The sequence below is a fragment of the Streptomyces europaeiscabiei genome (assembly GCF_001550375.1).
In the GTDB taxonomy this organism is placed as follows: domain Bacteria; phylum Actinomycetota; class Actinomycetes; order Streptomycetales; family Streptomycetaceae; genus Streptomyces; species Streptomyces europaeiscabiei.
Genome location: NZ_LRTR01000276.1, coordinates 48,611 through 66,085 on the forward strand (window position 1 = coordinate 48,611; position 17,475 = coordinate 66,085).

Sequence of the window (17,475 nt, forward strand, 5' to 3'; positions counted from 1 at the left end):
TACGAGTGAGGTCCTGGCAGGGACCTCACGTGGTGGTGTCGCCGGGCGCTTCCGGCCCGGGGGTGTCCCCGGGCCGGGGCAGGGCGCCCGGCGCTCCCTCTGTGGTGTCGCGAGCGGGTTTTCCGTGGTCGGGACCCTTCAGGTCCCGACCTGCCCGCTCGCTCTCGATGAGCTCGTTCAGCCAGCGCACTTCGCGCTCCACGGACTCCATCCCGTGGCGCTGGAGCTCGAGCGTGTAGTCGTCGAGGCGCTCGCGGGTGCGTGCCAGAGAGGCACGCATCTTCTCCAGCCGTTCCTCCAAACGGCTGCGACGGCCCTCCAGGACGCGCATGCGCACATCACGGGAGGTCTGCCCGAAGAACGCGAAGCGAGCAGCGAAGTGCTCGTCCTCGTAGGCGTCCGGACCCGTCTGCGAGAGCAGCTCCTCGAAGTGCTCCTTACCTTCCGCCGTCAACCGGTAGACGATCTTGGCGCGGCGGCCCGTGAGCGGGACGGCGGCAGCATCTTCCGGGGTACCACCCGATTCCTCGATCAACCAGCCGTTCGCGACCAGCGTCTTGAGGCAGGGGTAGAGCGTCCCGTAGCTGAACGCACGGAACACACCCAACGACGTGTTGAGTCGTTTGCGCAGCTCATAGCCGTGCATCGGGGCTTCGCGGAGCAGGCCGAGGACAGCGAACTCGAGTATCCCGGAGCGCCGGCTCATCGTCGCCTCCCCTCTCCCGCTGGCCCTGCCGACACGTTTTATGCCGAGCTGATGTATCGACTCGATACATCCAGACGATAGAACGCCCCTACGGATGCGACAAGTGGGGATCCGGTGAACGGGGTCACATCACTGATTAGTAGGAAGCAAGTTGCCTGATTTGGGATGAAGTTCGGTGCCCAGTGGGTTTTGGCGGTGCGTAGTCTGTGCGGCATGCACACCACTGGGAGCCGAGTGACGTTTGAGCACGTCGGCGTCCTGGGTGCGGTACGGATGAATGGCAACAGGGCCGCATCCGTACTTCGGGGGGACCGGAAACCAGCCGCCGTTTCCAGGCGCGCACGGGTGCGCCTGCCCGAGGAGTAGTCGTTCGATGAGCGAGCACCGTCGCAAACCGCCGCAGCCGCAGGGAGGCGGACGTGCCGCGGCCCGACGCGGCCAGTCGGCGTCCGCCGGCCGCCGCGCGGCACCGCGGGGCGCCACCGGGTCACTTTCCGACACCTATGGCGCGGGAGATGAGGAGACCCAGTACGAGGGCCGTGGCACTCAACGGTCGTCTCAGAGAAGTACCGACGTCGGCGGCCGCCGTAGAGCTGCCGAACCCACAGGGCGTGGACCCGGCCGTGGCCGTGGGCGCGCGGCTCCGCCGGGGAAGAAGCGCTTTATCGACTACCCGCGTGCCGGCAAGTACGGGGCGATGCGCTGGGTGCCGTCGTGGCGCCAGGTGACCGGGCTGTTCATCGGGTTCTTCGGAAGCCTGGTGGCGGCGGCCGGCATCGGATACGCGGTCGTGGCGGTTCCCGACCCGGCCGAGGCCGCGACGGCGCAGAACAACGTCTACTACTGGTCGGACGGCACTCAGATGGTCGCGACGGGCGGTGAGGTCAACCGCCAGATCATCGCGTACGAGAAGATCCCCAAGGAGATGCGCTACGCCGTCATGTCGGCCGAGAACAAGACGTTCGAGACCGACAGCGGCGTCGACCCGATGGGTATCGCCCGAGCCGTCGTCAACATGGCCAAGGGTGGTCAGACGCAGGGTGGTTCGACCATCACCCAGCAGTACGTGAAGAACGCCATGCTCGACGACCAGTCGCAGACCCTGTCGCGGAAGGTCAAGGAGCTCTTCATCTCGGTCAAGGTGGGCACCTCGGTCGAGAAGGAAGACATCATGCGGGGGTACCTGAACACCGCGTACTACGGACGTGGTGCGTATGGCATTCAGGCGGCCGCCCGCACGTATTTCGGCGAGGACGCCGACGAGCTCGATCCGAGCCAGTGCGCCTTCCTCGCCGCGGTCCTCAAGGGCGCCACGTACTACGACCCGGCCGGCGCGCCGTCGATCGACCCGGAGGCCTCGCCGGAGAACAACCGTAAGCGAGCCACGGAGCGCTGGCGCTGGATCCTCGACGAGATGGTCAGGGACAAGCACCTGTCCGCGGCCGAGCGGGCCAAGTACCCCGACTTCCCGAAGATTCAAAGCCCTCGGTCGAACGCCCAGCTGGGGGGCCAGATCGGCTACCTCGTCGACACGGCCAAGGGCTACATCCTCAACAACACGGACATCAGTCAGAAGCAGCTCGAACAGGGCGGCTACGAGATCCACACGACCTTCGACAAGAGCAAGGTCAAGGAACTCGAGAAGGCCGTGGCGAAGGTCCGCAAGGAGAACATCAAGCCCGACCTGCGCCCGCAGACCGACACTCATGTCCAGTTCGGCGGCGCGTCGGTGAATCCGAAGTCGGGTGCCATCGAGGCGATCTACGGCGGTGAGGACGCCACCAAGCACTTCACCAACAACGCCGATGTCACCGGTGCGCAGGTCGGTTCGACGTTCAAGACGTACGTCCTCGCGGCAGCCATGACCTGGGGCAAGCGCGACCCCGACCTCGATGGGGACCAGGCGCAGGACGAGCGCACCATCGTCTCGCCGAAGAGCCTTTACAGCGGCAAGAACAACCTCAAGATCAAGGACTACGACGGACAGGTCTGGACCAACGAGAAGGGTGAGGAGTGGCTGCAGGCCAACGACGATGACGCGTCGTACGGCAGCGCGCCGAAGTACCAGATCGACCTCCGTGAGGCGATGCGGGTCTCGGCGAACTCGGCCTTCGTGCAGCTGGGCATGGACGTGGGTCTGGACCGGGTGAAGGAAGCGGCCATCGAGGCAGGTCTCAAGGAGAGCAGCCTGGCCGGCACCAGCTTCCCGTCCTTCTCGATCGGTATCTCCGACCCCAGCGCGATCCGTATGGCGGGCTCCTACGCGACCTTCGCGGCCAGCGGCAAGCAGAGCGACCCGTTCTCGGTGAAGACGGTCGAGTACGAGGGTCTGACGAGGTTCGACCACGACGACATCGCCGATCCCAAGCGGGCCTTCACGTCGGAGGTCGCCGACAACGTCACCGACGTCCTCAAGACCGTCGTCGACGAGGGAACCGGTACGTCGGCCCAGCTCACCGGACGTGAGGTGGCGGGCAAGACCGGTACCACCGACGGCAACAAGTCGGCCTGGTTCGTCGGGTACACCCCGCAGTTGTCGACCGCGATCAGCATGTACCGCATGGACGACGACGAGTCGAACAAGAACCGCAAGTTCCTGGAGATGTACGGCACGGGTGGCCAGGAGACGATCCACGGTGCGTCGTTCCCGGCCGAGATCTGGCACGACTACATGGAGGACGCGCTCAAGGGCGAGCCGGCTGTGGACTTCCCTGAGCCCCAGCCGATCGGTGTGATCGTGAACGACGACCCGGACCCGACGCCGACCCCGACGCCGACCGAGTCCGAGGAGGAGAGCCCCGAGCCGAGCCCGACGCCGACCGAGAGCGAGATCCTGCCGTCGCCGTCGCCCAGCGAGACCTGCCGCAACCCGTTCGACCCCACCTGTGAGGACACGGGTGAGACGGACACGGGCGGTACGGACGCCGGTGGAACCGTTGGTGGGGTGACCCCGACCCCGACGGAGTCGGAGGACGATACGAGAGGCAATCAGAACGGGGGCCTCTTCGGAGGCCCCGAAGGGTAGCTCCCCGCTCGGCAGAATGTGTTTCACGTGAAACAAGGGCCACCCCACCGGTCAGGTGCGGTGGCCCTTGCCGTTCCTGTGGGACCCGGGCAGGGCGTGTTTCACGTGAAACATGGGCTGTCGCACCCGACGGGATGCGGAGGCCCTCGGCGTATTCCCAGGCGCGTACGGCAGGATGTGCGGCATGCCCAGTGCAGAGACGACGCGAGTGAGCGTGGACGAGCCGGAGCCCGTGCGGCCGACCAAGGAGGACGAGGTCGCTTCGACCGGCAGTGAGCTGATCGGCGGCCCGATCGGGCGACGGGCGCTGCTCGGCACGTCCTGGTGGACGCCGGTACGGGTCGTGGCGCTCGTGGCGATCGGCATGTTCGCGCTCGGCATGGTGCAGAAGCTGCCCTGCTACGACGGCGCCTGGTTCTTCGGGGCCAGTTCCCAGTACACGCACGCCTGCTACTCGGATATCCCCCACCTCTACCAGGGGCGTGGCTTCGCCGACGGGCTCGTGCCGTACTTCGACAAGATCCCCGGCGACATGGAGTACCTCGAGTACCCGGTGCTGACCGGAGTGTTCATGGAGGTCGCCGCCTGGCTCACCCCGGGCAGCGGCACTATCCAGGAACAAGAGCAGTGGTACTGGATGGTCAACGCCGGGATGCTGATGGCGTGCGCGGCGGTCATCGCTGTCTGCTGCGCGCGCATTCATCGCCGACGTCCCTGGGACGGCCTTCTCGTGGCCCTGGCGCCCGCTTTCGCGCTGACCGCCACCATCAACTGGGACCTGCTCGCCGTGGCTCTGTTGGCCGCCGCGATGCTGATGTGGTCGCGCGGGAGGCCTCTCGCCTTCGGTGTGCTGATCGGACTCGCCACAGCCGCCAAGTTCTATCCGTTCCTGGTGCTCGGACCGCTCTTCGTGCTGTGCTGGCGGGCGGGCAAGTGGCGCGCGTTCGTGACCGCCCTGCTCGGCACTGTCGGGGCCTGGCTCGCGGTGAACATCCCGGTGATGCTCCTGGCCCCCGACGGATGGGCGAAGTTCTACCGCTTCAGCCAGGAACGCGGCGTCGACTTCGGCTCCTTCTTCCTCGTCGTCGCGCAACGGATGAACATCCAGATCACGGCCGAGACCGCGAACGCGTATGCGATGGTCTCGATGGTGCTCGTCTGCGCGGGCATCGTCGTGCTCACACTGACCGCACCGCGCCGCCCGCGCTTCGCGCAACTCGCCTTCCTGATCGTCGCGGCCTTCATCCTCACCAACAAGGTCTACTCGCCGCAGTACGTGCTCTGGCTGGTCCCCCTCGCCGCGCTGGCCCGGCCCCGCTGGCGGGACTTCCTCATCTGGCAGGCGTGCGAAGTGACGTACTTCCTGGGGATCTGGATGTACCTCGCGTACACGACCAGCGGGGACGCCCACAAGGGTCTGCCTGCCGAGGGCTACCAACTCGCCATCATGGCGCACCTGTTGGGGACGCTGTACCTGTGCGTCCTCGTCGTGCGGGACATCTTCATGCCCGAGCGCGACACGGTGCGCCGGGCGGGCGATGACGATCCCTCCGGTGGAGTGCTCGACGGCGCGGAGGACGTTCATGTGTACGGCGCGGCGGCCCATCCCCCGCGGCACGCGATGCACTTCGAAGGGACACAGGTGGAGTGGGGAAGCCACGACCCGGGAAACAGTTCGCCCTGAGCGAACAGAGTGCGGGCAGGTAACGCGGAAGGCCGGACACGAGACCTCGTGTCCGGCCTTCCGCGTTACCTGCGGATGATCCCGGCGATTCGTTCCCTCGCCTCCCGGGAGGGAGGGGCTCAGCGGTCGACGATCCGGTCGAACTGCGTGGTGGTGTGCCGCAGATGGGCCACCAGTTCCTCGCCGACCTTCGGCTCCGGGGCGTCCGACGGCACGAAGAGGATCGACACCTGCATGTGCGGCGGCTCGGCGAACCAGCGCTGCTTGCCGCCCCAGACGAACGGAGAAAGGTTCCGGTTGACCGTGGCGAGGCCTGCCCGTGCGACGCCCTTGGCGCGCGGCATGACGCCGTGCAGCGCCTTCGGTGCCTCCAGACCCACCCCGTGCGACGTACCGCCCGCCACGACGACCAGGAAGCCGTCGGAGGCCGCCTTCTGCTGCCGGTAACCGAAGCGGTCGCCCTTGGCGACGCGGGTCACGTCCAGCACGGCCCCGCGGTACTCGGTCGCCTCGTGGTCGCCCAGCCACAGCCGCGTGCCGATGCGGGCCCTGAAACGGGTCTGCGGGAACTGCTGCTGGAGGCGGATGAGGTCCTCGGACTTGAGGTGGCTCACGAACATGGTGTGCAGCGGCAGGCGGGCCGCGCGCAGGCGGTCCATCCAGCCGATGGCCTCCTCGACGGCGTCCGAGCCGTCGGTGCGGTCCAGCGGCAGGTGGATGGCGAAGCCCTCCAGGCGCACGTTCTCTATGGCCGCGTGGAGCTGGGGCAGTTCCTGCTCGCTCACTCCGTGCCGCTTCATCGAGGACATGACCTCGATGACGACACGCGCGCCCACGAGCCCGTACACGCCGTCGACCGACGACACGGAACGGATGACGCGGTCGGGTAGGGGTACGGGCTCCTCAGCGCGCCGGTAGGGCGTCAGCACCAGCAGGTCGCCGCTGAACCAGTCCTTGATCCGGGCGGCCTCGTAGGTGGTGCCGACGGCGAGGATGTCCGACCCGAGGCGCGTGGCCTCTTCCGCCAGCTTCTCGTGCCCGAAGCCGTAGCCGTTGCCCTTGCAGACGGGGACGAGTCCCGGGAACTGCTCCTGAACATGCTTGTGGTGTGCCCGCCAGCGCGCGGTGTCGACGTACAGCGTGAGCGCCATGGACGGTCCCGGAACCTTTCTCGTGGCTGCGGTGTATCAGAGGTATGGAAGCAAAAACGGGGGCGTCAGCGGCGCGACATGTAGATGTCGAGCGCCTTGTGGAGCAGTTTGTTCAGCGGGAAGTCCCACTCACCGAGGTATTCGGCGGCCTGCCCGCCCGTGCCCACCTTGAACTGGATCAGGCCGAAGAGGTGATCCGTCTCGTCCAGCGAGTCGGAGATGCCGCGCAGGTCGTAGACGGTCGCGCCGAGAGCGTAGGCGTCGCGCAGCATGCGCCACTGCATCGCGTTCGAGGGCCGGACCTCACGGCCGATGTTGTCCGAGGCACCGTAGGAGTACCAGACGTGCCCGCCGACGACCAGCATGGTCGCGGCGGACAGGTTCACGCCGTTGTGCCGGGCGAAGTAGAGCCGCATGCGGTTGGGGTCCTCGTTGTTGAGGGCCGTCCACATACGCTGGAAGTACGACAGCGGGCGGGGCCGGAAGCGGTCGCGCAGGGCCGTGATCTCGTACAGCCGCTGCCACTCCTCCAGGTCCTGGTAACCGCCCTGGACGACCTCGACACCCGCCTTCTCGGCCTTCTTGATGTTGCGGCGCCACAGCTGGTTGAAGTTCCTGTGAACCTCTTCCAGGGAGCGGTTGGCCAGCGGTACCTGGTAGACGTAGCGGGGCTGTACGTCACCGAAGCCGGCCCCGCCGTCCTCGCCCTGCTGCCAGCCCATGCGGCGCAGTTTGTCGGCGACCTCGAAGGCGCGTGGCTCGATGAAGTCGGCCTCGATGTCACGCAGACGCTTCACGTCCGGGTTCTGGATGCCGGCCTTGATGGAGGTGGCTTCCCAACGCCGGATGATCACCGGCGGGCCCATCTTCACCGAGAAGGCGCCCTGCTGCTTCAGATGCGCGAGCATCGGCTCCAGCCAGTCGGTGAGGTTCGGGGCGAACCAGTTGATGACCGGGCCCTCGGGCAGATAGGCGAGATAGCGCTTGATCTTGGGCAGTTGGCGGTACAGCACCAGGCCGGCGCCGACGACCTCACCGGTCTTGTCGTCGAACCACCCGAGGCTCTCGGAGCGCCACTCGGCCTTGACGTCGGCCCAGGCCGGGACCTGCATGTGGCTAGCCGCGGGCAGGCTCTGGAGGTACGCCAGATGCTGCTCACGGCTGATCGTCCTCAGGGTCAGGCTCATTCAGGGCGCTCCTCGGGCTGGTGTGTCCCCATGGGTACAGGGGCTCCGGCTCTTGCGCCGAAGCCTACTGCGCCCTGCGGGCGCCTCGAATGGCCGTATGGAACCTGGGACCCGGCCAGTATGCGGCCGGGACGCCAGGTGGTGCTATTCGGCCGCTTGGTCCGATGTAGGGCGGCGGACAGCGACAAGTACGGTCCGCCGCCCGCGCGGCCGGGGGTACGGAGTCAGCCGATGACCCCGCCGAAGAGTCCTCCATGGGCCATGCCGAGGAAGAAGCCGACGGCCGAGGCACCGAGACCCACGATCAGGCCGAAGCGCTCACGGGTCGTCTCCGAGATGAACTGCCCGTACGCGCCGGTCAGAATCCCCACCAACCCTGCCCAGGAACTGAGCAGGTGCAGATGGTGGAACATCGCGGTGATGAAGGAGACCGCCCCGAGTACGAGCGTCACGGCCAGCAGGGTGTCCTGTACTGGGTGGGGCTTGTCGTCGGTGGCGAACAGGGAGCCGGCGATGTTGGGTCGCAATGTCTGTGCCATAGGGCACCTCCTGCGGAAGGCGGCGCATCGTAGCGCCATACACACCCGATGTGTACAGACTGACGGTCACCACCCCTGGATTTCAACCGGAAGCGGGGGTGCAGGTAGTCTGTAGCGTCTGCACCGGTGTCTGCCCAAGCCATGACAGGGATCCCCAGCGGGGACTCCGATTGTCAGTGGCTGCCGATACCGTTGCGTACGCATCACGACCCTCCTGCCACGGAACGACCGTGGCCGCTGAGTCCAAAGGAGGTGGGTTCTACATGCGTCACTACGAGGTGATGGTCATCCTCGACCCCGATCTGGAGGAGCGCGCTGTCGCTCCTCTGATCGAGAACTTCCTCTCCGTCGTCCGTGAGGGCAACGGAAAGGTCGAGAAGGTCGACACCTGGGGCCGTCGTCGTCTCTCGTACGAGATCAAGAAGAAGCCTGAGGGCATCTACTCGGTCATCGACCTGCAGGCCGAGCCTGCGGTCGTCAAGGAGCTCGACCGCCAGATGAACCTGAACGAGTCGGTCCTCCGGACCAAGGTCCTCCGCCCCGAGACCCACTGAGCTCTCCCGCTCAGCTGATCCCGGGATCCGAGTAGCAGCACTAGCAGCCAGCAGCAAACCCGCCGAGAGGTACCCCCATGGCAGGCGAGACCGTCATCACGGTCGTCGGCAATCTTGTCGACGACCCCGAGCTGCGCTTCACCCCTTCCGGTGCGGCGGTCGCGAAGTTCCGTGTCGCGTCCACCCCCCGCACCTTCGACCGCCAGACCAACGAGTGGAAGGACGGCGAGAGCCTGTTCCTGACCTGCTCGGTCTGGCGTCAGGCGGCGGAGAACGTCGCCGAGTCGCTCCAGCGAGGCATGCGCGTCATCGTGCAGGGCCGGCTGAAGCAGCGGTCCTACGAGGACCGTGAGGGCGTCAAGCGCACGGTCTACGAGCTGGACGTCGAGGAAGTCGGCGCCAGCCTGCGCAGTGCCACGGCCAAGGTCACCAAGACCGCCGGCGGTGGCCGCGGTGGCCAGGGTGGTTACGGCGGCGGTGGCGGCGGTGGCGGCGGTAACGGTGGCGGCCAGGGTGGTGGCGGCTGGGGCGGAAGCTCCGGCGGCGGTGGCGGCTACTCGGACGAGCCCCCCTTCTAAGACTTTCGAGGCCGGATCACCGGTCTTCGAGGTCGAGGGTGGGGCCGTACCCCAAACTTCTTGATCACACAGGAGAAACACCATGGCGAAGCCGCCTGTGCGCAAGCCTAAGAAGAAGGTCTGCGCTTTTTGCAAGGACAAGGTCACGTACGTGGACTACAAGGACACGAACATGCTGCGGAAGTTCATTTCCGACCGCGGCAAGATCCGTGCCCGCCGCGTGACCGGCAACTGCACGCAGCACCAGCGTGACGTCGCCACGGCCGTCAAGAACAGCCGTGAGATGGCGCTGCTGCCCTACACGTCCACCGCGCGCTAAGGAAGGGTGACCGAATAATGAAGATCATCCTTACTCACGAGGTCTCCGGCCTCGGCGCTGCAGGAGACGTCGTCGACGTCAAGGACGGCTACGCTCGCAACTACCTGATCCCGCGGAAGTTCGCAATCCGCTGGACCAAGGGTGGCGAGAAGGACGTCGACCAGATCCGTCGTGCTCGCAAGATCCACGAGATCCAGACCATCGAGCAGGCCAACCAGATCAAGGGCCAGCTCGAGGCCGTCAAGGTCCGTCTGGCTGTCCGCTCCGGCGACGCCGGCCGTCTCTTCGGTTCCGTCACCCCGGCCGACATCGCTTCCGCGATCAAGGCTTCTGGTGGCCCCGAGGTCGACAAGCGTCGCATCGAGCTGACTTCTGCGATCAAGACGCTGGGCGCCCACGAGACGTCCGTGCGTCTGCACCCCGAGGTTGCCGCCAAGGTCAACATCGAGGTCGTCGCGGCCTAAGGGTCGCGCTCGCTGAAGCGGTGTATGGGGCCGCACCCTGTGAAGGGTGCGGCCCCACATGCTTGTCGGGCCCTTTGCTGATCGGTGTCGATCGACTCAGGATGTCGGTGAAGCGACGTTTCACGTGAAACACGGCGAGCTGGGCGATGTTTCACGTGAAACAACGCCGGGTGCAAGTTCTGCTCTCAGCGCGTCGCTCCGGTGACGACCCATAGGCCGGAACGGGATCGCAGCCAGAGAGTCAGCATGCGCGTCGCCATCATGAGCGTCATGGCCCCCCAGAGAGCGGTCAGGCCACCGCCGAAGGTGGGGACGAGCAGAGCGGCCGGGATGAAGACCGCCAAGGTCAGCAGCATGGCTCGGGCGAGGTAAGGTCCATCTCCGGCGCCCATGAGTACGCCGTCGAGGACGAAGACGATCCCGGAGATCGGCTGGGCGAGCGCCACGACGATGAGAGCGGGGAGTGCGGCTTCCTGCACTGCCGGGTCGTCTGTGAAGAGCGGGATGAACACGGGGCGAGCGAGGATCACCAATAGTCCGAGTACGGCACCCGTGGCGATCCCCCACTGCACCATCCGGCGGCAGGCCTCGCGGGCTCCCTGGGCGTCGCCCGCGCCGAGGTAACGGCCGATGATGGCCTGTCCTGCGATGGCGATTGCGTCCAAAGCGAAGGCGAGCAGGCTCCAGAGCGCGAGGATGATCTGGTGTGCGGCGATGTCCTTGTCCCCGAGCCGGGCGGCGACCGCCGTGGCGATCATGAGGACAGCTCGCAGTGAGAGCGTACGGACCAGCAGGGGCGCCCCTGCCTGAGCCGAGGCGCGTATGCCGACGGCGTCCGGGCGCAATGAGGCGCCATGTCTGCGGGCACCATGGATCACCACCCAGAGGTATGCGACGGCCATGCCGACCTGGGCGATGACCGTGCCCCAGGCGGACCCCGCGATGCCCAGGTCGGCGCCGTAGACAAGGCCTGCGTTGAGGGCGCCGTTGGCGACGAAGCCCGCCACGGCGACGTACAGAGGCGTCTTCGTGTCCTGGAGGCCTCGCAGTACACCCGTGGCGGCGAGTACGACGAGCATGGCCGGGATGCCCAATGCCGAGATGCGCAGATAGGTCGTGGCATAGGGAGTCGCGGTGTCCGACGTACCGAAGAGGGCGACGAGCGTGGGTGCCGTGGGCACGGCGACAGCGACGACGGCCGCGCCCAGCAGCAGGGCGAGCCAGATGCCGTCGATGCCCTGGCGGATGGCGGCCCGCAGATCTCCGGCTCCGACGCGTCGGGCGACCGCGGCCGTGGTGGCGTAGGCCAGGAAGACGAAGACGCTCACCGCGGTGACGAGGAGGGCCGAAGCGACGCCGAGACCGGCCAGTTGTGCCGTGCCGAGGTGGCCGACGATGGCGGTGTCGACCATCAGGAAGAGCGGCTCGGCGACGAGCGCGCCGAAGGCCGGAACAGCCAGCGTGATGATCTCGCGATCGTGTCGGCGCCGGGCGGTCCTGCGGGGCGCGGAAGCCTGTGTCATGACCACCAATCTAATCTTCCACAGGTAAGAGATGCAACGGGCTTGTGACTATTACGCAGTGCCCGGTCGACCGTGTTCTCGCGCATGGAGTGTGATGATCTTGATCCGGTCGGGAAAGTTTTTCTTCTGCACAGCCAGTGGACGGTAAAAGTGCAGGTCAGAAAGTATTGGCCGGAAGAGTCGAGGTCTTGTTCACAGCCCTGTCCACCGAGTCGTACACAGGTTTTGTGGGGTTCTCCACAGCATCTGGGCCGTCGTCCACATGGCCTGTGGATAACCAGATTGGCTGACGGTGCCGACGGGCCTACGGTGGTGCGGCGCCCGCTCCTCGTCGGATCGCGAAAACCTCGCAAAACCGACGCGCCAGAAACGGAGTTGGGCCTCTTATTTGTCAGTGTCGTGCCGTAGAAATGAGAAGCACGGCGAGGTCCGCTCGGCGGACGGGAGGAGGTCGCTCGGTGAGCATTTCCGAGCCCCTGGACGACCCGTGGGCCGACAGCGGGCCGAGTGATCGTCTGCCCTCTTCCCGCCGACGTCGCGACGAGGGCGGGAAGAGCAGGGACGAGCGGCACGACCGCGGCCGGGACAACGGGGAGTGGGACGGCGGAGGTTCGGCCTTCGAACGCGTACCACCGCAGGACCTCGATGCCGAGCAGTCGGTCCTCGGCGGCATGCTGCTGTCCAAGGACGCCATCGCCGACGTGGTCGAGATCCTCAAGGGCCCCGACTTCTACAAGCCGGCGCACGAGACGATCTACCAGGCGATTCTCGACATCTACGCCAAGGGAGAGCCCGCCGACCCCATCACCATCGCCGCCGAGCTCACCAAGCGTGGCGAGATCACCAAGGTCGGCGGCGCCTCGTATCTGCACACCCTGGTCCAGACGGTGCCGACGGCGGCGAACGCCGAGTACTACGCGGAGATCGTCCATGAGCGCGCCGTCCTGCGCCGCCTGGTCGAGGCCGGTACCCGCATCACCCAGATGGGATACGCGGCCGACGACGACGTGGACGAGATCGTCAACAGAGCCCAGGCCGAAATCTTCGCGGTCACCGAGCAACGCACCACCGAGGACTACCTGCCGCTCGGCGACATCATGGAGGGCGCGCTCGACGAGATCGAGGCGATCGGTTCACGGTCGGGGGAGATGACCGGTGTGCCGACCGGCTTTACCGACCTCGACCAGCTCACCAACGGTCTGCATCCGGGCCAGATGATCATCATCGCGGCCCGTCCCGCCATGGGTAAGTCCACTCTGGCGCTGGACTTCGCGCGCGCTTGTTCGATCAAGCACAACATGCCGAGCGTGATCTTCTCGCTCGAAATGGGGCGCAACGAGATCGCGATGCGTCTGCTGTCGGCCGAGGCACGCGTGGCCCTGCACCACATGCGCTCCGGCACGATGACGGACGAGGACTGGACGCGACTGGCCCGCCGGATGCCGGACGTCTCGGCCGCACCGCTCTTCATCGACGACTCCCCGAACCTGTCGATGATGGAGATCCGCGCCAAGTGCCGACGCCTGAAGCAGCGCAACGACCTGAAGCTCGTCATCATCGACTATCTGCAGCTCATGCAGTCCGGCGGCAAGCGGTCCGAGAGTCGCCAGCAGGAAGTCTCGGACATGTCGCGAAACCTGAAGCTGCTGGCCAAGGAGCTCGAGCTGCCGGTGATCGCACTGTCGCAGCTCAACCGTGGCCCTGAGCAGCGCACGGACAAGAAGCCCATGGTCTCCGACCTGCGTGAGTCGGGATCGATCGAGCAGGACGCGGACATGGTGATCCTGCTGCACCGCGAGGACGCGTACGAGAAGGAGTCGCCGCGCGCGGGCGAGGCCGACATCATCGTGGGCAAGCACCGTAACGGTCCGACGGCCACGATCACGGTCGCCTTCCAGGGCCACTACTCGCGGTTCGTGGACATGGCACAGACCTGACCCGGGAAAATGCGCTCGACGCACGGTGTCCGGCCCGATGGACTGGGCGCATGACAACACCTCAGGAAGAGCTGCTTCCCGCCACGCGCCGGGCTCTGCTGCACCGTATCGCCGTCGCTCAGACCGAGGGGCGGGCACCGTCACTGGTCGCGGCGGTGGTCCGGGGCGGGGAGACGGTGTGGAACGGGGCGCGGACCATGGTGGAGGGGCACGCGCCGGACGCGAACGTGCAGTACCGGATCGGCTCGATCACCAAGACCTTCACCGCTGTTCTGGTCCTGCGGCTGCGTGACGAGGGTGTGCTGGACCTCGGCGACCCGCTGGAGAAGCATCTGCCGGGCACCGGCGCGGGGGAGGCGACCATTGCCGAACTGCTCGCGCACACGGGCGGACTGGCGGCCGAGTCGCCGTCGCCCTGGTGGGAGCGCACCCCGGGCTCCCTGCGCCCGGAACTGGCCGATGTGCTCGGCGAGCGGCCCCACCGTCATCCCGTCGGCCGCCGCTTCCACTACTCCAACCCCGGCTTCACTCTCCTCGGCGCGCTCGTCGAACAGTTGCGGGGCGCTCCCTGGGAGGACGTCCTGCGGCGCGAGGTGCTCGAACCCCTCGGCCTGCTCCGCACGACGTGGCACCCGGAGGCACCGCATGCCGGCGGCTGGGCCGTGCATCCCTGGGCGGACGTGATGCTGCCTGAGCAGGTCGAGGACTTGGGCCGGATGGGTCCCGCCGGTCAACTCTGGTCGACGGCGGCCGACTTGGCGCGCTTCGCGGTCTTCCTGACCCAGGGGGACGACCGGGTGCTGAGTACGGAGTCCGTCCGGGAGATGCGGACGCCGGCGGCGCCGGGTGAGGCCGCCGACGTGTCGGCCGGTTCGGCCTACGGGCTCGGGATGCAGCTTCAGCAGCGGGACGGCCGGTTCCTCGTCGGTCACGGTGGTTCGGTTCCCGGCTTCCTCGCACAGCTCATCATCAGTGTCGAGGACGATGTGGCGGCCGTCGTGCTGACCAACTGCACCTCCGGGCCGGTGGTCTCGGAGGTGGCCGCCGACCTCGTCCGCATCGTGGCGGAGGCCGAGCCGCGGATCCTCGAGCCTTGGCGGCCGCTGCCCGAGGTGGACCGCTCGGCCCTGGAATTGGCCGGCCCTTGGTACTGGGGGACGTACAGCTTCGCGTTGCGTCTTCTCGCCGACGGCGGGCTCTCACTGGACCCGCTCTCCGCCACCCTGCGCGGCGCTCGCTTCCGGGGCAACGACGACGGCAGTTGGACCGGGCTCAACGGTTACTTCGCCGGAGAGCTCCTGCGGGCCGTACGAAGGCCCGACGGGACTGTGAGCCACCTGGACCTCGGGTCGTTCGTGTTCACGCGCCAGCCGTACGACGAGGGGGCTCCGGTACCGGGTGGAGTGGATCCCGAGGGGTGGCGCGGGATCTCGTAGGCGCGGTTCCGTGGGGGTGGGGTTCCGGCTCGCGATGTTTCACGTGAAACGGGACCCCACAGGAATCTCGGAATCACTGCTCAGAGTGGCAGCTTGAAACCCACGTGGGTGGCTTCGAAGCCGAGCCGCTCGTAGAAACGGTGGGCGTCGGTGCGTGTGACGTCGGACGTCAGCTGCACCAACTGGCAGCCCTGCTCCCGTGATGAGTCGACCGCCCACTCGATGAGCAGCGTACCGAGACCGCCGCCGCGCTCATCGGCATGGACCCGCACTCCTTCGATGATCGAGCGGGTGGAGCCGCGCCGGGAGAGGCCGGGGACGACCGTCAGCTGGAGCGTGCCGACGACACGGTTCTCGCGGACGGCGACCACCACGTGCTGGTTGGGGTCGCCGCTGAGGCGATCCAGCGCTGCGAGGTAGGGGGTGAGGTCGTCCGGCGATTCGCGCCGGGCGCCCAAGGGGTCGTCGGCCAGCATCGCGACGATCTCCGGGACGTCGGCCTCGGTCGCCGGGCGAATTTCGAATTCTCCCATGCCCGCACCCTACGCGGGCACGTTCAGCGACTCCACGACGCGGACCAGGGAGGCCAGTTCGGGATTCTTGGCCGCCTCGTCCAGGGCCTCGCGCAGGGCGGCGTCATTGGTGGGGCGTGCCGCCGCGAGGAGTTGCAGGCCGGACTCGGAGACGTCGGTGTAGATGCCCCGGCGGTCGGTCGGACACAGGTAGCGCGCGAGCAGACCGCGGTCCTCGAGCCGGGTGACCAGTCGGGTGGTGGCGCTCTGGCTGAGGACGACCGCGTCCGCGACCTGCTTCATCTGAAGGTGCCCGCCCTCGCCGTCGTGCTGGCGGCTCAGCACGTCGAGCAGGGAGTACTCGCGCACGCTCAGGCCGTGCCCCGACTGCAGTGCGCGCTCGATGTGAGCCTCGATGCGCCCGTGCAGCAAGGAGAGAGCGCACCAGCCCTGGGCGAGGGCGGTGAGCGCGGGATCCGTCGCTGTCATCGGTGTTCCTCCGTCCCGGAGCGGTTGACCTCCAGGATAGGCCACACAAGCAATTGCCCGCCTGCACCGATAGAGGGCGTCTGCAATTATTGTGTACGCTCCTAAGGCGCATCTGCAATCTTCTGGAAGGTGTACGTCCTCATGCCTCTCGCGCTTCTGGCTCTGGCGATCGGAGCCTTCGGCATCGGCACGACAGAGTTCGTGATCATGGGGGTGCTGCCCGAGGTCGCGGGCGACTTCGGTGTCTCCATCCCCACCGCGGGATTCCTCGTGACCGGCTACGCACTGGGCGTTGTCTTCGGAGCGCCGATCATGACCGCTCTGGGTACGAGGGTGTCCCGCAGGCGGATGCTCATGCTGCTGATGGGGCTGTTCATCACGGGCAATCTGCTCTCCGCGCTCGCTCCCGCCTACTCCGTCATGCTGCTCGGCCGTGTGGTCGCCTCACTCGCGCACGGCGCCTTCTTCGGCATCGGCTCGGTGGTCGCGGCCGGGCTCGTCGCCTCTGACCGGAAGGCCGTGGCCCTCGCGATGATGTTCAGCGGCCTGACCGTCGCGAACGTCGTCGGAGTGCCGCTGGGCACCCTGATCGGGCAGTCCGTCGGTTGGCGGGTCACTTTCGCCGGGGTCGCAGCCCTGGGTGTCGTCGGGCTGCTGGGCATCGCCCGGCTGGTCCCCGAGACAGCCAGGCCGAAGGACGTTCGCCTCCGCCACGAGCTGGCCGCCTTCAAGAACGTCCAGGTCCTGCTGGCCATGGGGATGACGGTGCTGGGCTTCGGAGGTGTCTTCGCTGCCATCACCTACATCGCCCCGATGATGACGCACGTCGCCGGCTTCGCCGATTCCTCCGTCACCTGGCTCCTAGTCCTCTTCGGCCTCGGCATGGTCGGCGGCAACCTCGTGGGCGGCAAGTACGCCGACCGTGCGCTGATGCCCATGCTGTACGTCTCACTGGGCGCCCTGGCCGTCGTTCTCGCACTGTTCTCGTTCACCGCCCACGACAAGATCGCCGCGGCTGTGAGCGTCATGCTGATCGGCGCCCTGGGCTTCGCGACTGTGCCGCCGCTGCAGAAGCGGGTCCTCGACCATGCGCACGGCGCACCCACGCTGGCCTCGGCCGTGAACATCGGTGCCTTCAACCTCGGCAACGCGCTCTCCGCCTGGCTCGGGGGCCTCGTCATCGACGCGGGCCTCGGCTACACGGCACCCAGCTGGGTCGGAGCCGCCCTCGCCGTGAGCGCTCTCGTGCTGGCGCTCATCGCGGCGATGCTGGAGCGCAGGGGGAGCGCCGCCGATACCTTCGCCGCGGGCGCTGGCGCGACCGCACAGCGGACAGCCGTCCACCACTGACGTGCGGCGAGCCGAGTCCGC

General features: G+C 67.2%; 16 protein-coding genes. 9 read left to right on the forward strand and 7 right to left on the reverse strand.

Translation table 11 applies throughout. The features are described 5' to 3' along the window. Nucleotides 1-25: 25 nt before the first annotated feature. Nucleotides 26-706, reverse strand: coding sequence for a PadR family transcriptional regulator (locus tag AWZ10_RS13245; protein ID WP_046706386.1), 681 nt, complete (start codon nucleotides 704-706; stop codon nucleotides 26-28). Between the two features lie 373 nt (nucleotides 707-1,079). Here AWZ10_RS13245 and AWZ10_RS13250 point away from each other — a divergent pair, with 373 nt between their 5' ends. Continuing rightward, complete coding sequence (locus tag AWZ10_RS13250) at nucleotides 1,080-3,731, forward strand: transglycosylase domain-containing protein (protein ID WP_199845964.1); 2,652 nt, start codon at nucleotides 1,080-1,082, stop codon at nucleotides 3,729-3,731. Between the two features lie 184 nt (nucleotides 3,732-3,915). Continuing rightward, the gene (locus AWZ10_RS13255; protein ID WP_046706384.1) at nucleotides 3,916-5,415 is read left to right on the forward strand and encodes a glycosyltransferase family 87 protein; all 1,500 of its coding nucleotides are present in this window, start codon (nucleotides 3,916-3,918) and stop codon (nucleotides 5,413-5,415) included. A 119-nt stretch (nucleotides 5,416-5,534) separates the two neighbouring features. Here the strand turns inward: AWZ10_RS13255 and AWZ10_RS13260 are convergent, their stop codons facing one another. The 3 genes from AWZ10_RS13260 to AWZ10_RS13270 form a co-directional block, all read right to left on the reverse strand. Continuing rightward, a complete protein-coding gene (locus AWZ10_RS13260; protein WP_060891147.1) occupies nucleotides 5,535-6,566 on the reverse strand; it encodes an alanine racemase in 1,032 nt (343 codons plus the stop codon). A 65-nt stretch (nucleotides 6,567-6,631) separates the two neighbouring features. After that, nucleotides 6,632-7,753, reverse strand: coding sequence for a peptidoglycan bridge formation glycyltransferase FemX (gene femX / locus AWZ10_RS13265; protein WP_046706383.1), 1,122 nt, complete (start codon nucleotides 7,751-7,753; stop codon nucleotides 6,632-6,634). A gap of 224 nt (nucleotides 7,754-7,977) precedes the next feature. Next, the gene (locus tag AWZ10_RS13270; RefSeq protein ID WP_037689622.1) at nucleotides 7,978-8,292 is read right to left on the reverse strand and encodes a hypothetical protein; all 315 of its coding nucleotides are present in this window, start codon (nucleotides 8,290-8,292) and stop codon (nucleotides 7,978-7,980) included. Nucleotides 8,293-8,555: 263 nt separating this feature from the next. On the opposite strand from AWZ10_RS13270, the gene rpsF reads away from it, so the two are divergent. The 4 genes from rpsF to rplI all read left to right on the forward strand — a co-directional run bounded on the left by rpsF (nucleotide 8,556) and on the right by rplI (nucleotide 10,207). Beyond that, complete coding sequence (gene rpsF, locus AWZ10_RS13275) at nucleotides 8,556-8,846, forward strand: 30S ribosomal protein S6 (protein WP_005482942.1); 291 nt, start codon at nucleotides 8,556-8,558, stop codon at nucleotides 8,844-8,846. 77 nt (nucleotides 8,847-8,923) lie between these two features. Continuing rightward, nucleotides 8,924-9,424: a single-stranded DNA-binding protein gene (locus AWZ10_RS13280; protein ID WP_060891148.1), complete on the forward strand. Its 501-nt coding sequence runs from the start codon at nucleotides 8,924-8,926 to the stop codon at nucleotides 9,422-9,424. Between the two features lie 82 nt (nucleotides 9,425-9,506). Next, nucleotides 9,507-9,743, forward strand: coding sequence for a 30S ribosomal protein S18 (gene rpsR, locus AWZ10_RS13285; RefSeq protein ID WP_003949403.1), 237 nt, complete (start codon nucleotides 9,507-9,509; stop codon nucleotides 9,741-9,743). A gap of 17 nt (nucleotides 9,744-9,760) precedes the next feature. Continuing rightward, complete coding sequence (gene rplI / locus AWZ10_RS13290; protein ID WP_037689617.1) at nucleotides 9,761-10,207, forward strand: 50S ribosomal protein L9; 447 nt, start codon at nucleotides 9,761-9,763, stop codon at nucleotides 10,205-10,207. Between the two features lie 185 nt (nucleotides 10,208-10,392). Here the strand turns inward: rplI and AWZ10_RS13295 are convergent, their stop codons facing one another. Beyond that, nucleotides 10,393-11,739, reverse strand: coding sequence for an MATE family efflux transporter (locus AWZ10_RS13295; protein WP_046706381.1), 1,347 nt, complete (start codon nucleotides 11,737-11,739; stop codon nucleotides 10,393-10,395). Nucleotides 11,740-12,188: 449 nt separating this feature from the next. Between AWZ10_RS13295 and dnaB the strand changes: the two genes are divergently transcribed. Both dnaB and AWZ10_RS13305 read left to right on the forward strand, forming a co-directional pair. Beyond that, nucleotides 12,189-13,667, forward strand: coding sequence for a replicative DNA helicase (gene dnaB, locus AWZ10_RS13300; protein WP_046706380.1), 1,479 nt, complete (start codon nucleotides 12,189-12,191; stop codon nucleotides 13,665-13,667). Between the two features lie 50 nt (nucleotides 13,668-13,717). After that, the gene (locus AWZ10_RS13305; protein WP_060891149.1) at nucleotides 13,718-15,103 is read left to right on the forward strand and encodes a serine hydrolase domain-containing protein; all 1,386 of its coding nucleotides are present in this window, start codon (nucleotides 13,718-13,720) and stop codon (nucleotides 15,101-15,103) included. Nucleotides 15,104-15,183: 80 nt separating this feature from the next. Here AWZ10_RS13305 and AWZ10_RS13310 read toward each other — a convergent pair whose 3' ends face one another. Both AWZ10_RS13310 and AWZ10_RS13315 read right to left on the reverse strand, forming a co-directional pair. Then, on the reverse strand, nucleotides 15,184-15,636 hold the full coding sequence (locus tag AWZ10_RS13310) for a GNAT family N-acetyltransferase (protein ID WP_046706378.1): 453 nt from the start codon (nucleotides 15,634-15,636) through the stop codon (nucleotides 15,184-15,186). Nucleotides 15,637-15,645: 9 nt separating this feature from the next. Further along, a complete protein-coding gene (locus AWZ10_RS13315) occupies nucleotides 15,646-16,104 on the reverse strand; it encodes a MarR family winged helix-turn-helix transcriptional regulator (RefSeq protein WP_046706377.1) in 459 nt (152 codons plus the stop codon). Between the two features lie 141 nt (nucleotides 16,105-16,245). Between AWZ10_RS13315 and AWZ10_RS13320 the strand changes: the two genes are divergently transcribed. Continuing rightward, on the forward strand, nucleotides 16,246-17,454 hold the full coding sequence (locus AWZ10_RS13320) for an MFS transporter (protein WP_060891161.1): 1,209 nt from the start codon (nucleotides 16,246-16,248) through the stop codon (nucleotides 17,452-17,454). Nucleotides 17,455-17,475: the final 21 nt, after the last annotated feature.